We start from the raw sequence: 13,825 nt of genomic DNA on the forward strand, positions 1-13,825 counted from the left end.
GACATGGCAACTGAACCTGACCGGCTTGAAACTTGCCAGGACGGAAGCGGACGAAGGTCTCCGATGCGACGCACACTGCTCGGGATAACAATCCTTACCATGGCTCTGTCCCTCGTTTCGTGCGACCCTGCTCCGGGCGCAAGCAATGAGGGAGCGAACGCCGGCACCTTCGGAGGCGACAGCGATCATGGCAATGAACTCGCTCAGGCTCACTGCGCCTCCTGCCACGGCCCGGACGGCAACGGCGCAAGTCCTCAGATTCCGAAGCTTGCTGGACAACGACCCGACTATCTTTACGCGCAGCTAATGGCATTCCGGACGGGCGAGCGGAAGCAAGCGGTCATGTCGGCCATTGCCGCGCCGCTGACCGATGCGGAAATCGACGATCTGGCCAAATATTACAGCAGCGAGGCGCGCGAGCCGGATGTCCCGAATGATGCCGGGTTGGCGGCGCGCGGCGAGCACGTCTACTATTCCAGCGCGGCACCAATGTCGGGATGCGCCTCTTGCCACGACAATTCGATCAGAGGCGGGATGATGGGAATGGGAGGCATGATGGGATCGAGCAGTTCCGCCACGGCGCCGCTATTGAATGGACAGCATGCCGCCTATCTGCTTGCGCAACTCGACAATTTTGCCAGTGGCCAGCGGCCTAGCACAGTTATGGGCCGGATCGCCGCATCGCTCAGCGAGGGCGACAGGCGCGCCGTGGCCGATTATCTGTCTTCCCGGCGCTGACGAGCGGTTGGCAATTCAGGGCTGAAAGGGAGGCGACGCAAGAACATGTGCTTTTCAGCCGAAGCGAGTTTTACCGCCTCAGCTCTTCTCATCCCGAGCGGAGGGGTCAGCCTTTACCTCGCGGCAAAGACGGACCGGCGCTACGTACCCTTGTGTGCGCTACCTGTCCTGTTCGGTCTCCAGCAGTTTTTCGAGGGGATGGTCTGGGTCTCGGGTGCGGGTGCCAATTACGAGGCCATGCGGCACTATTCGATCACCTATATGTTCTTCGTCTGGCTTGCGTGGCCGGTCTGGATCCCTTTTGCCACCTACTTCGTCGAGCCCTGCCGCTGGAGGCCCCTTTATCTTCTGGGCTCGATCATAGGTGGTATGCTGGGCGCCACTTTGTACTTTCCCTATTTCGCGAACGAGGGGTGGCTGACCGTCAGTTTCCTTCCAAAGGCGGTCGTGTATTCGGGCAAGCAGACATTTGATTTTATTTGGCCACGCGACGTTACCTACGCCATATACCTTGCGTCGATCGTCCTGCCACCGATCCTCTCCACGCGACCGGAGGTGAGAGTTTTCGGCTTGCTTGTCTTTCTGGCGTTTGGCGTGACCTATCTGTTCTTCCGGTTCGCCTATATTTCCGTGTTCTGCTTTCTGGGCGGGCTCGTTTCCATCTATTTGGTGTTGATGATGGCGCGCCTGGCGAGGGAAAAGGCTCGCGCCGATCCCGACTGCTGTTGAGCCCGCGCGTCGTATCCGCGTGGTGCGGGTTCGAGGGGGCAGGCCTTATAGATGCCCCATTCAGCCGCCACCCTTCGATCCGGCCCTATTTCCCGCAGCCAAAGGCCTGGTGCAGGTAGGCATGGACATCCTTGACGTCCTGGTCGCTGAGCCCGGGATTTCCGCCGCGTGGCGGCATCGAGATTGGTGACGATGGGCTGGAGTAGCCACGTTCGATGTGATCGGTCAGTGCGGCATGCGGCTTGGTCAGGACGCCGCCCTTTTTCGTGAAGTCCGGCGCACCCGGGATCGTCCCGCGCCCATTGGCGCCGTGACATGCCACGCACGTCTGCGCATATACGACCTTTCCGTGCACTGGATCGCCACCGGAGAATCCGCATATCGTCGTCGTAGCGGCCGCAGCCGCGACCGAAGCGAGCGCTGCGGTCACGGCAATACAGACGGAAGATAGGCGCAAGGCGTGTGCACGGATCATTTTCTTCTCCATCGAAAGCAGAGGTATTGCTTCATGATTCGGGGTGGATCGCCTCAATTATTGCTGGCCTTGAGGAAGGCGGCAATGTCATCGGCGGTATCACCCGATATATTGGCGCGCACGCGCATGTGCTTGACGATTACGTTCCAGCTTCTGTCGGAATATTCCTTCGGATCGCGGATGTTGTGGCACCGTCCGCAATTGTCTGCCCAGGCCTTGGCACCGCGCGCAAATTGCCTGGGGTCAGGCTCTGCCTTGCGATCGGCGCTCTGGGCAGGGGCAAGCTGGGAAAACCCAAGACTGAATGCGAGGACCAGCGCGGCAAGTGGAAGTGGCGAAATCTTCATGGCGATCCCTTTCAGAAGCCGAATGCCACCTGGGCATGAAAGCTGTTGACTGACGGGTCTTCCGGGAAATTGCTGTTCTCGTAAGCAATCTTGGCGACGAGCGAGGGCGCGAACCAATAGTCCAGGCCAACTGACCAGCGCTTTTCCTCATTCTCCTGAAAGTCGGAGAAGCCATTGACGCGAAGCTGGCTGTAACGGACGACGGGCTCAATCTTTGCGACGATCGGATTGTCGAAAATCCCGGCGAGCCGATAGGCTGCCTGAACATACCAGTTATTCCATGTCGTCCTGGGAATGTCGGTTGGCAGGAGATCATCCGGGGTCAAGGCACTGGCGATCGCATCAAGGCGCGAATGGATATATTCACCGCGGATGTCCCAATAGCCCTTCGTGAATGCGAAATCGCCGCCGATCAGCGCATAGTCTGCTTGGGAAACCGTGCCGGACACGGCCTCCAAACCCTTGATCCGTGCATGCATGCCGGACAGGCCGAGTTCGAGATGGGGTATGGGAAAGATGCTCACACGGCCGCCGAAGGCCTTGTCGGAATTGTCGTCACCGCCGAAACCTTCGAGAACCGGTCCAGCATCGCCCATGCGCGGCCCGTTGCCGACGAAGGCAGCATAGGTAGCCTTCATGGAACCTACCGGAAAACCGCCGCGAACCATGACGCCGATATCGGACAATGGCTCATCACCGCCGTCTTCGACGAAACCGACCGGTCGCGTTGGCAGCTTGTTGATCCAGGGCGTGTGCAGCGATTGCTGGAACTGGCCAACGGGCGTCAGAAACTTGCCGGCGGTGACTGTGAGCCATTTGTTCACGAGGAAGTCCAACTGGGCATATTCGAGCGACGTATCGGTTTCACCGTCCGACGTCGAAGACACTTCCATATGTCCCTCGAACAGCAGTCTGTCCCCATAGCTCGCGAGGAAGATTGGCAGGAATTTGGCTTCACCAAAGGAACTGTGCGAACCGGGGGCGTCGTTCGCCGAAAAATCAGCGACTACCGAGCCGGTGAGTTGAAACCGAATCAGCGAATTGTCGTCAGGCGGCGCAGGATTGACCGCAGCAACCCTCGTCACGTCACTTTGCGCCTGATTTGCTGTGCTCTGGGCCTGCGAGGCATCGCTTTCCGCCTTCGCTGTCCTGCCTTTGACCTCAGCCAGTTCAGCCTTGAGAGCTTGCAGTTCCTGTTCGGCTTGTGCCGCCTGCCTGACCTGCGCTTCGAGCGCTTCCACGCGCCTTTCCAGATCGGCGATCGAGGGTTGGGTCTGGGCAAGGGCGGGTAGTGGCTGCGACAAGCCGAATGCCGCAAAGGCGAGCCCTATGGCTTTGACCGCCGGAGCGCTGCGAGCGTCTCTGATATCGGAATGACTTCTATCCGTTTGCTGCGGCCAAATGCGCATAGCGTCCCCTGCGTTGCCTGAGGCTGACTGCCCGGAAGATGTCAGCGATCCAAAATATCTCGCAGGTGGAGCACGCGAATCCTTGCTTCAGGTTAGAGAATTCGCAGATTTTCGATTAAGATATTGATAATTCGTAATATCATCAGTTCGACAACCAGTCCGAGAGCTGAGCTGGATCGACCCTTGCTGCATCGACAAGACCGTCCGGGTCCATGACCCGAAGCACGCCATTTTGCCAGAAGATCAGTCCGCCACCGGTCAATTGGTCAAGCGCGGCTGCCATATCTCCAGTGGAAAGTCCGACCGTACCGGCCATGGCCTCTATGTCAAAAGCAATGTCCATGTCCTCGGGGCGTTGGCCCGGCCATGCCATTCGCTGGCGCAGGAAGGAGTGCAGGATCAGCCGCAGGACACGTAGGAACGGTGTGATGCCCTCTTGGGACATGCCATCTTCGGTCCCGCCAGAACTCATCGCCGATCCTGTTGAACATCGAAATTCATGAGTGTTTGGTCAATCGTTCTCACCGCGCCGGAATTCAGCGCTCCCCGGAACAGATACGTTCGCGAGCGGATCAGCCCTCAAAGAATTTCATCAACTATCCCCTGGGGAAATGAAGCGTTCGCATTGCTCGGATCGACCATGATGTTCGAGAGTGCAGCGCAGCCAACAGGCTGGCCGGGAAAACCAGCCTTCAAGCCTTGGGCAGATCGGCGAAATCGACGATCAATTGATCTACTCCGCAAGTGCAAGAGCCGAGACGCACGTCAACGCCCGCCGCCTCAAGCCGTTGTTGCTCAGACGCCGGCACGAACCCGCAGATGACGCGTGACACCCCAGCGTCGATAATCAGGTCGGACAGGCGTTCCGCGCTACGCAAAGGGTTTGGTATGAAGCGGACGGCAATAGTCCCGGTCGAGACTGTCAAAAGCCCATCGCACTTCCCGAAAAACGGACACAGCATATAGTCGGCGCCGCTGCGCATGACGGTCACCGCAGTAATGCCGTCCACGATGCCCTCCTTGGATGACGATATGTGATTCGACTTGCTCACGGGTGGAAATTTGGAACTCCGAGCCTGGCGAAACTATGAACTGGATCAAACATTTTCGTCGCGCTCTTGGCGTATCAAGGCTTATCCCGGCTGCAAGAGAACAGCGATCAAATTATTGCGCCACAAGAGGAATCTTGATTGCGGGAACTACGTATTCGCAAATGCCCACCACATTGAAATAACGGCATTGACCTACGTCAAGGTGACCACCGAGTTTTCGGCCTTGAAGAGAATGTGTTAAATTTGATGAAGCGGGCGTGATTTCACGGAGGCTGGGTATGCTGCGAAACGCCAAATCTCTACCGGACCAGTGCCGGACCTGCCTGGCGCGGCGTGACGGCCTTTGCAGCGATATCGCCGGAGCCGATTTTTCGCTGCTGCAGCGACGTAGATCGGGCGATCGCCGGTTCAAGCCGGAACAGGAGATATTACCCATCGGCCAGCCCTGCGATTCCATTTACAATCTCACCAGTGGTTGGGCCTTTCGCTATGCGCTTCTTGAAGACGGACGCCGACAGATACTGGATTTCATTTTGCCTGGTGCGGTAATCGGCTTTCAGTCCGTGGCGGGTGCAAGGGCGAGCTATGGCGTCCAGGCCCTCACAGAGGCGACCGTCTGTGCGATCCGGCATTCGGCGTTGATCGAGCTGTGTCGGCAACTTCCTGATCTTGGATTGCGTCTCGCCTGGCTCACTGCCCGTGATCGTAGTCTGGCCTATGATCATTTGACGAGCGTGGGCCGGCATTCCGCACATCAGCGCGTCGCCCACCTCATTCTGGAACTGTTTGTTCGCTGCCGGGCGCAATGGCCGGGCGAGCAGATCAATGACATGCATCTGCCGTTGACCCAAGAACATGTGGGAGACGCAGTGGGTCTGAGCAGCGTTCATGTAAACCGGGTGCTGCGCGACTTGCGTTCGGAAGGGATTGTCGAGCTTCACTATCGGCGCCTCAGCATCCTGAATCCCGACAAACTCATGGAAGTTGCGGAGACCGATCCGGACCTCTTGGTCAACTGGATGAATTCCTGTCGGCAAACGGATGACCCAGGCGACAGCATTGCCGGAGGCTGCAACGCCACTCTGCAAAAGGATCAAGCCGGAGCGAATAGGGCTTTGTCCATCGCACACGAAACAAAGCGATCGCCCGCGGTGATTTGAACGGCTTCGTTCCGGTTCTCGCAGTTGATTTGGCGCGCACCCTCGGGAATTGAGGCTCTCAGACACCCACTGCGGTCAATGGCTCAGCCTCAGCAGCAGGTTGGTGCGTTTCCTTGGGCGACGGATCGGCACCAGACACAATCGCAGTTCTCATGGCTGCAACTCGGATCCTCCAATGAAACGCCTATGCGCGTTTTGATGAAGGGAAACAGCAAGGCACTGATCAGCGATGGACGATAGGCTCGCTGCAACCCAATCCGCGCATCACGATGCTCAAGCCTCGACAGGGCAAGACAGCGAAGCGCGTCCCCGCCCAGATTGAACAGGTATCTGTTGACCGCTCCTGCTTTCATGAGGGGGCCGAGAGACTGCTGCCATAGATCGGAATAGCGCGCGCCCGTAATGACGCTCTGGGCGGCAAGTATGCCCGATCGCAAAGCGTAGAGCATCCCGAAGCCGGCCAAAGGATCCTGAAAGCCTCCTTGCTCTCCGATGACGGGGCGACCGCCCTGCTGCGCCGTGTACGGAAATCGAAAATTTCCATAGCCGCCAAACGTCTTGGGGTTGCTCATCACGAGACCGGCGCGATCGCGAAAGAATTTCACCGTTCGGGCAACATGCTGGGCTTCCTCGCGAAACCCTCTGAACATGCAACTGGCGACTGTCCCTCTGCCGCCATAGACCAAAAGGTATGCGTAGCCGGACGGAGCCAGGTCATCATCAAGTGCAAGCCAGCTTCCTTCGGCCATATCCGTCTCGAACACATAGCCTGCAGCAATTGCGTCCGCAGTTCTCGGTCCTGTCGCCAGGATGTCGGCTTCCCTTGCCTCTCGTACCCTGTCATCGAATCGAACTTCGACGCCAAGTGCGATGGCCTGTTCGAGCAAGGCGCGGTCAAGTGTCCCCTGGCCGGAACCACGTCGGACCAGATAATAAAGGGGCTGTTCGCTTCTCAGGCCGTAGCGGCGGCCCTTTGCATCGAACGCGGTCCCTGCCGACACGGCTACTTTTTCAAAGTCTGTATCGATTCCGGCCTGCTTGAGCTCGTGCAGCACGTCCTCATCGCGACTCCAATTTTCCAATCCCTGATAGTCGTTGTGAAATCGCGCACCGACACGATCATGCCATTCCCGAACCACCACGGAGCGGCCGGCCCGTGCTAGGGCGATGGCGCAGGCAAGGCCTGCCGGCCCCGCGCCGACAATGGTCGTCTCTCCCGTCACGGTAAGCTGCCGTTAAGGCCAGCGCACGACAAAGAAATTGTAGATCGGCCCAAAGACCAGGGCAATGAACCAGCCATACCCGAAGCTTTCAACAAGGCCGAGGATGAAGCTGGGCAACGTCAGCAGCTTGAAGCCGGGCAGGAACAGTGCCAGCATCGCGTGACCTTCGACCATGCCGGGTGACAGGAAGTATAAAGCGATGCAAAGCAGGTATGAGATAACGAGGAACAGCGAAAGGGCCATGCCCAGCGCGAGAACGGGGACAGTTCTCGCAGTTCCGGTGGGGGAAGGTTCAGCCGCCATTTGAATTCTCCATGGCTTGATCGGCAGGTCCGCCCTGCAGATATGGCACAGGATCGTCTTCGAACTTCAGCCGGCACTTTTCCGAGCAGAAGTAGTAAACCGAACCATCGAACACGCTCGATTTGGCCTCGCCCGGATTCACCGTCATGCCGCAGACGGGGTCCGTACCCTGCGGCGGGGGCTGCCAGGCGGGCGAGTGGTGGCTTGGGCCATGCTCACCGCCATCCCCGTGCATGTGATGCCCATGACCATGTCCATGCCCTGTCACATGGGCTCCGCAGCCAAAGCGCATCATGAAGAAGAATAGCGCTCCGAAAACGAGAAAGTACAACAGGGTGTCCATCGGTCGCACCTCCTGATGCTGCTGCGAATGGCGGTTTCCTCTCGAACTCTGTGTGTCGGGGTCTTTGCGCAGCGTCTCAGTGCTTGTCGCATCGATGAGAGCCTCAAACCTTGATGGAGATTAAAGATGATAGCCGAAACCAGGATATCGTCATCGGACGCTGGTGATCGCACCCTGGCCCGAAGTGGCACGGCAAAAGCAGTTCTTGCGCACACTGGATGCGCATTGGAGGAAGCAAGCTCATGATGAACTGGGGCTATGGAATGTTCGGCGGATTCGGAATGCTCCTGTTCTGGAGCGTAGTTATTGTGCTCGCGGTCCTCCTTCTTCGCCAGGTGACGCGCGGAGGAACCCGGTCACGTGCGCGCCAAATCCTTGAAGAGCGTTATGCCAAGGGCGAGATCAGCAAAGAAGAATTCGATGAACGCCGAAAAGATCTGAGCGAATGATCCCACATTGGCCCTGTTCAATCGAAATGTTGCCCAATCTCTTGAGGAGAATGACATGAACAAGCTCTATCTCACCCCGCTGGCAGCTCTATTGGTCGCAGCAGCACCGGTCGCGCTCGCCGAGCCTGCGCCCCAGGCCGCGCAAAGCGCTGACTCGCAGCAGATGGCCCAGCGCTTCGAGCGCATGCAAGCCCTGATGGCACAGGCGAAGGATGCCCAAGGAAGCGAGCGCATGCAGCTGATGCACGAGCACATGCAACTCATGAAGGAACAGATGCAGTCCATGCACCAGATGATGGGTGGGATGGACAAAATGAGCGGTATGAACGGTATGAGAGGGATGAAGATGGGCGGCGGCAGCTCGGGCGACAATTCCGCGATGATGGGCCGAATGCAGGCTCGCATGGACATGATGCAGCAAATGATGGAGCAGATGCTCGATCAGCAGAGCATGATGCAAGGCCAGCCAGCGAAATGATCGTTGAACTTGTCGACGGCATAAGGCGATTGTTCGCTCAACCGATACCTTCGGCAGGTTCTAGCGACATAATGATTTGCGTTCGATGCGAAGGCCGCCTTGGAGAATAGAGAGCCCGATGTCGAGGATCATACGATCTTCACGGAGGGAGACGACCTGTTCGAGGCGATGAACGCTGACATCGGGAAAGCTCGGCGTCGGATCTTGCTTGAAATGTACATATTCAAGGAGGACCATGTCGGCAGTCAAATTATCCATGCTCTCCTGCAGGCGGCCGAGCGTGGTGTTGAAGTCAAGTTGAGCCTTGATGCTCTGGGATCGGGACGAGTCTTTTCGCAATCCGCCGTGACCGTCCTTCGAAACGCGGGAGTCTCGGTTTGTTGGGCCCAAACTTGGAACTGGCGGCAACCTTGGCGCTATCAGCGTCGCGACCACAGCAAGTTGCTCGTGATCGACGATGGTATAACCTATGTTGGAGGGTTCAACATAGGCGAGGAGAGTTCGCTGCGATACAGCGGCAAAGGCCGATGGCGCGATCTGCACATACGCCTGTCTGGACCGATCGCACGGCGCGCGGCGAGGCTGTTCGAATCCCGACATGCCTTCGGGCGAGACCGCGTCGAGGACGAATGGTTCGGCGCCTACCTCCTGATGTCGAATTACGGCATTCGATGCAGGTACAGACTGCGCTGCTTGCTCAATGGCCGCTTGCGTCATGCTGTCAGCAGAATTTGGCTGACTACTCCCTATTTCGTACCCGACAGCGGCACGCAACGTCGATTGATTAGTGCCGCTCAACGAGGGGTTGATGTCCGCCTTCTCGTGCCTGCCAAGAGCGATATCCGGATTACACAATGGGCCGCTCGAATGCTCTACGAGAATCTGTTGCGTGCCGGTGTTAAAATTTACGAATATTCCCCCCAATTTCTCCATGCCAAGACGATCCTTGTCGATAGCAACTGGAGCTCGATAGGTACGGCGAATTTCGATTATCGCAGCTTCTTCTTGAATTACGACTTGGCATTAATTTGCTCGTCGGAAATCATATGTGATGAACTCGCGAACATGTTCGAAATCAACATTTCTGATTCCAGGATTGTGGAGGAAAGGGTCTGGCGCTCCAGGCCCTATACATCAAGAATTCAAGAATTCTTGGGGTGGGTGGTTCGCCGCTTCCTGTGATGTGCGTTGAAGCAGACGACAGGCCCGAATTACACTACGGAAGGAGTAATCATGGCCCACAACAAAGAGAGACCCGAGCAAGGTGATCCTGCGCTGACCCCCAGCGATATCGAGCATTACAAGCAGCGGCTTCGGGAATTGCAGATCGAACTCGTCAAGTTTCAACGGCACCTCATCAAGTTCGACCACAAGGTTCTGGTGTTATTCGAAGGCCGGGATGCCGCAGGAAAGGACGGTGCGATCAAGCGGATTGTCCAGCATCTCAGTCCCCGCGATACACGGGTGGTCGCCCTTGGGAAGCCATCGGAAAAGGATGTCAGTTCCTGGTATTTTCAACGGTACGTTTCACACCTGCCGTCGTCTCAGGAAATGGTCCTGCTGAACCGAAGTTGGTACAATCGCGCCGGTGTGGAGCGTGTGATGGGTTTTTGCTCTGGCGATCAATATCATGAGTTCATGGCAACGGTCATTGACTTCGAGCACCTGCTGGTTCGCTCCGGCATCCAGGTGTTCAAATACTATCTCGATGTTTCGAAAAAGGAGCAGCGCAAGCGCTTGCGTGACCGCAAAACCGATCCGCTCAAGCAGTGGAAGACCAGCCCGATCGATGCGGTCGCGATCAAGCACTGGGATGACTACACGGCCGCGCGCGATGCGATGCTGGAAGGGACGCACAATGCAGTCACGCCCTGGTACATCGTCCGCGCGGACAACAAGAAACTCGCAAGGTTAAACATCATCCGGGATCTCATGAGACGCGTGGAATGTCCGGATAAGGATGAACATGCGGCCACGCCCGACCGAGAGATCGTGTTTCCATATGAGTCACGCTTTGCGTCCGACGGAACGTTGGCGCGCTGAAGTAAACCATTGCCCGGCGAATATTTTGTCTGGACCGTGCTCGCCTCGGCAGGCGACATTCCACCAGAGTTTGATTTGCGTTAAGAACCTTGCGTTTCGTTTTGACTATCTTGTGCATCGCAGCAACCGGGTGACACGCCAATGCGAGTGGCTGGTGCGCCATCGACGAAGCCGAACAATGCGTCGGATATCTTTGAGGCGCGCGCCAGGCTCCGCCCGCGGCTCCGGATACCCTATCCACTACCAAGGGTCATGTGATGGAAGTGGTAAGGTCGATCGCCGACAGATCATCGCGACAGTCAACAGAATCGGGAAAGGCCTCCGCGCCGGACGAAGATCAGGTTTCAGCGACTGCTTATAAAAACAGTGAAGTGTCGCATCATCCTGACCAGATGGACTTCATGATGATGGTCCGCCAAACGTGGAACTATCAGCGAGATCTGTTTGAGCGCTCAATCCTTTTCTGGGACACCTTGCGCCAGCGTGCCGACAATATGATCGCGCATGAGCGTGCTGGCAAACCCCCGCTGCTGGACTTCGATTATGAAGTACTGCTCGACGCCCGCCGCTTTTGAGAACGGCGGTGCAAAATTAGACCACGGTAGCGGCGGCGAAGTGCTGCTGCGGGCGGCGTAAAAGTCGTCCACTTTTTCCCTTTTCGCGATGCTGGCGAGGAGGGATGAGGGATTTACACCGTGGAACTTTACCTGAAGGTTCGTCTTGCCTGCGCGGGCGGCATGAGCGCCCGGGCGGCAGCGAAGCATTTCAACATATCGCGCGACACGGTCCGCAAGATGCTGTCGTATTCCGAGCCGCCCGGTTACCGTCGCAGCGCCCCGGTGCGGCGACCGAAGCTGGAAGCGTTCATACCGATCATCGACGGCTGGCTGGATGGGGACCGGTCGGTCCCGCGCAAGCAGCGCCATACGGCGAAGCGTGTGTTCGATCGCCTTCGCGAAGAGCATGGCTTCACCGGAGGCTACACGATCATCAAGGATTACATCCGGGATCGGGATCAGCGCAGCCGGGAGATGTTCGTGCCGCTGGCACACGCACCCGGCCATGGGCAGGCAGATTTTGGAGAAGCTCTGGTCGAGATCGGCGGGGTGGAGCAGAAGGCGCACTTCTTCGTGCTCGATCTGCCGCACAGCGACGCCTGCTACGTACGCGCCTATCCGGCTGCCGTTGCCGAGGCCTGGATGGACGGCCATGTCCACGCCTTTGCGTTCTTCGGCGCGGTGCCGCTGTCGATCGTCTACGACAACGACCGCTGCCTGGTCTCGAAGATCCTGCCTGACGGGACGCGGCTGCGCGCGAGGCTGTTCAGCGCCTTCCTGTCGCACTACCTGATCCGTGATCGTTACGGCCGCCCCGGCAAGGGTAACGATAAGGGCGGCGTTGAAGGCCTTGTCGGCTATTGCCGGCGCAACTTCATGGTGCCGATCCCCCGGTTCCCGACATGGGAGGCGTTCAACCTGTGGCTCGAGGAGCAATGCCGCAAACGGCAGAACGACCGGCTGCGGGGCGAGAGTGAGACGATTGGCGAGAGGCTGCGGCGCGATCTGGCGGCGATGCAGGAACTGCCGGCTTCCCCCTTCGAGGCCTGTGACCAGACCAGCGGCCAGGTCTCATCGCAGGCGCTGGTGCGTTACCGGACCAACGATTACTCGGTGCCGGTGCGCTTCGGCCACCAGGAGGTGTGGATCAGGGGCTATGTCGACGAGGTGGTGATCGGTTGCCGGGGCGAGATCATTGCCCGCCATGTGCGCAGCTACGAGCGCGAGGATGTGATCTTCGATCCGATCCATTACCTTCCCCTGATCGAACAGAAGATCAATGCCCTCGATCAGGCCGCACCATTGCAGGGCTGGGACCTGCCCGAGGTATTTACAACGCTGCGCCGGCTGATGGAGACGCGCATGGGCAAGCATGGCCGGCGCGAATATGTGCAGGTACTGCGCCTGCTGGAGAGCTTCGCTCTGGCCGATCTGCATGGCGCGGTGAAGCAGGCCCTTGATATGGGCGCGATCGGCTTCGATGCGGTGAAGCATCTCCTGTTATGCCGGGTGGAGCGCCGCCCGCCCCGACTGGACATGGCGATCTATCCCTACCTGCCCAGGGCCAGAGTGGAGACAACATCGGCGCGCTCGTACATGCGGCTGTTGACCGGCGGAGCAGCGGCATGAGCAGCCAAGCTCCCGAACTGCTGCTCGCCAGCCACCTCAAGACGCTCAAGCTGCCAACCTTCCTGCGCGAGCATGACAAGCTGGCCCGGCAATGCGCAGCAGAGGGCGTAGATCATGTCCGCTACCTTGCTCGGCTTGTCGAACTGGAACTGATCGACCGGGAACGCCGGATGGTCGAGCGCCGGATCAAGGCCGCGCGGTTCCCGGCCGCCAAGAGCCTCGACAGCTTCGACTTTGCCGCCATTCCGAAGCTCAACAAGATGCAGGTGCTCGAACTGGCGCGTTGTGACTGGATTACCCGTCGCGAGAACGTCATCGCCCTTGGCCCGTCGGGGACCGGCAAGACCCATGTCGCGATCGGTCTTGGCCTGGCGGCCTGCCAGAAGGGCCTGACGGTCGGGTTCATCACTGCTTCCGCGCTGGTCAGCGAGATGATGGAGGCACGCGACGAACGCCGCCTACTGCGCTTACACAAGCAGATGACCGGCTATAAGCTTCTCATCATCGATGAGCTGGGGTTCGTGCCCCTCTCCAAAACCGGCGCGGAACTGCTGTTCGAGCTGATCTCACAGCGCTACGAACGCGGCTCGACGCTGATCACCAGCAACCTGCCGTTCGACGAATGGACCGAGACGTTCGGTTCCGAGCGCCTGACAGGCGCGCTCCTCGACCGGCTCACCCACCACGTCAGCATCCTCGAGATGAACGGCGAGAGCTATCGCCTGGCCCAGAGCCAGGCACGCAAAGCACGTCCCAACCCCTGACAGAAACGGCAATCCGGGTGTTGGCGACCCCCGCTCGGGCTACGCCCTCCCGGCGCTCGCCAACACCCGGATCAAGTGGCCTGGTTTTGCTCCGCCCAATGGACGACTTTTACGCCGCCGTTGACA

General features: G+C 58.5%; 18 protein-coding genes. 10 read left to right on the top strand and 8 right to left on the bottom strand.

Annotated features, from left to right (window positions below; genetic code table 11):
- The first annotated feature begins 99 nt into the window (after positions 1–99).
- On the top strand, positions 100–738 hold the full coding sequence (locus D6858_RS16190) for a c-type cytochrome (RefSeq protein ID WP_165859610.1): 639 nt from the start codon (positions 100–102) through the stop codon (positions 736–738).
- 45 nt (positions 739–783) lie between these two features.
- On the top strand, positions 784–1,467 hold the full coding sequence (locus D6858_RS02540; RefSeq protein WP_120106893.1) for a DUF6629 family protein: 684 nt from the start codon (positions 784–786) through the stop codon (positions 1,465–1,467).
- Positions 1,468–1,552: 85 nt separating this feature from the next.
- On the opposite strand, the gene D6858_RS02545 is transcribed toward D6858_RS02540, so the two are convergent.
- The 5 genes from D6858_RS02545 to D6858_RS02565 form a co-directional block, all read right to left on the bottom strand.
- Positions 1,553–1,942 (bottom strand): c-type cytochrome, encoded by a 390-nt coding sequence (locus D6858_RS02545; protein WP_165859611.1) that lies wholly within the window; start codon positions 1,940–1,942, stop codon positions 1,553–1,555.
- 53 nt (positions 1,943–1,995) lie between these two features.
- Positions 1,996–2,289: a cytochrome c gene (locus D6858_RS02550; protein WP_120106897.1), complete on the bottom strand. Its 294-nt coding sequence runs from the start codon at positions 2,287–2,289 to the stop codon at positions 1,996–1,998.
- Positions 2,290–2,300: 11 nt separating this feature from the next.
- On the bottom strand, positions 2,301–3,698 hold the full coding sequence (locus tag D6858_RS02555) for a porin (protein ID WP_120106899.1): 1,398 nt from the start codon (positions 3,696–3,698) through the stop codon (positions 2,301–2,303).
- Positions 3,699–3,840: 142 nt separating this feature from the next.
- Positions 3,841–4,170, bottom strand: a complete 330-nt coding sequence (locus D6858_RS02560) for a hypothetical protein (RefSeq protein WP_120106901.1) — start codon at positions 4,168–4,170, stop codon at positions 3,841–3,843.
- A 220-nt stretch (positions 4,171–4,390) separates the two neighbouring features.
- Entirely contained in the window at positions 4,391–4,708 is a 318-nt protein-coding gene (locus D6858_RS02565; protein ID WP_133305223.1) for a NifB/NifX family molybdenum-iron cluster-binding protein, read from the bottom strand.
- A 320-nt stretch (positions 4,709–5,028) separates the two neighbouring features.
- On the opposite strand from D6858_RS02565, the gene D6858_RS02570 reads away from it, so the two are divergent.
- Positions 5,029–5,910, top strand: a complete 882-nt coding sequence (locus D6858_RS02570) for a Crp/Fnr family transcriptional regulator (RefSeq protein WP_120106905.1) — start codon at positions 5,029–5,031, stop codon at positions 5,908–5,910.
- Between the two features lie 89 nt (positions 5,911–5,999).
- Here the strand turns inward: D6858_RS02570 and D6858_RS02575 are convergent, their stop codons facing one another.
- Genes D6858_RS02575 through D6858_RS02585 form a run of 3 tightly spaced genes read right to left on the bottom strand, consistent with a single transcriptional unit; the run spans position 6,000 to position 7,779 of the window.
- On the bottom strand, positions 6,000–7,133 hold the full coding sequence (locus D6858_RS02575) for an NAD(P)/FAD-dependent oxidoreductase (protein ID WP_120106907.1): 1,134 nt from the start codon (positions 7,131–7,133) through the stop codon (positions 6,000–6,002).
- 12 nt (positions 7,134–7,145) lie between these two features.
- Positions 7,146–7,436 (bottom strand): DUF5676 family membrane protein, encoded by a 291-nt coding sequence (locus tag D6858_RS02580; protein WP_120106910.1) that lies wholly within the window; start codon positions 7,434–7,436, stop codon positions 7,146–7,148.
- Positions 7,426–7,779, bottom strand: coding sequence for a YHS domain-containing protein (locus D6858_RS02585; protein ID WP_120106912.1), 354 nt, complete (start codon positions 7,777–7,779; stop codon positions 7,426–7,428). Before D6858_RS02585 ends, D6858_RS02580 begins: the two co-directional genes overlap by 11 nt.
- Positions 7,780–8,021: 242 nt before the next feature.
- On the opposite strand from D6858_RS02585, the gene D6858_RS02590 reads away from it, so the two are divergent.
- The 7 genes from D6858_RS02590 to istB all read left to right on the top strand — a co-directional run bounded on the left by D6858_RS02590 (position 8,022) and on the right by istB (position 13,699).
- Positions 8,022–8,228, top strand: a complete 207-nt coding sequence (locus tag D6858_RS02590) for an SHOCT domain-containing protein (protein ID WP_205664857.1) — start codon at positions 8,022–8,024, stop codon at positions 8,226–8,228.
- A 55-nt stretch (positions 8,229–8,283) separates the two neighbouring features.
- Positions 8,284–8,706 (top strand): hypothetical protein, encoded by a 423-nt coding sequence (locus D6858_RS02595; protein WP_120106915.1) that lies wholly within the window; start codon positions 8,284–8,286, stop codon positions 8,704–8,706.
- Positions 8,707–8,874: 168 nt separating this feature from the next.
- The gene (locus D6858_RS02600) at positions 8,875–9,888 is read left to right on the top strand and encodes a phospholipase D-like domain-containing protein (protein ID WP_133305224.1); all 1,014 of its coding nucleotides are present in this window, start codon (positions 8,875–8,877) and stop codon (positions 9,886–9,888) included.
- Positions 9,889–9,939: 51 nt separating this feature from the next.
- Positions 9,940–10,749 (top strand): polyphosphate kinase 2, encoded by an 810-nt coding sequence (gene ppk2, locus D6858_RS02605; protein ID WP_067737981.1) that lies wholly within the window; start codon positions 9,940–9,942, stop codon positions 10,747–10,749.
- A gap of 257 nt (positions 10,750–11,006) precedes the next feature.
- On the top strand, positions 11,007–11,324 hold the full coding sequence (locus D6858_RS16040) for a DUF3141 domain-containing protein (RefSeq protein WP_240623655.1): 318 nt from the start codon (positions 11,007–11,009) through the stop codon (positions 11,322–11,324).
- A gap of 120 nt (positions 11,325–11,444) precedes the next feature.
- Positions 11,445–12,935 (top strand): IS21 family transposase, encoded by a 1,491-nt coding sequence (gene istA / locus D6858_RS02615; RefSeq protein ID WP_081261070.1) that lies wholly within the window; start codon positions 11,445–11,447, stop codon positions 12,933–12,935.
- Positions 12,932–13,699, top strand: a complete 768-nt coding sequence (gene istB / locus D6858_RS02620; RefSeq protein ID WP_048578302.1) for an IS21-like element helper ATPase IstB — start codon at positions 12,932–12,934, stop codon at positions 13,697–13,699. The genes istA and istB overlap by 4 nt, the downstream gene beginning before the upstream one ends.
- The last annotated feature ends 126 nt before the right edge of the window (positions 13,700–13,825 follow it).

The organism is Tsuneonella suprasediminis, assembly GCF_003605755.1.
Taxonomy (GTDB): Bacteria; Pseudomonadota; Alphaproteobacteria; order Sphingomonadales; family Sphingomonadaceae; genus Tsuneonella; species Tsuneonella suprasediminis.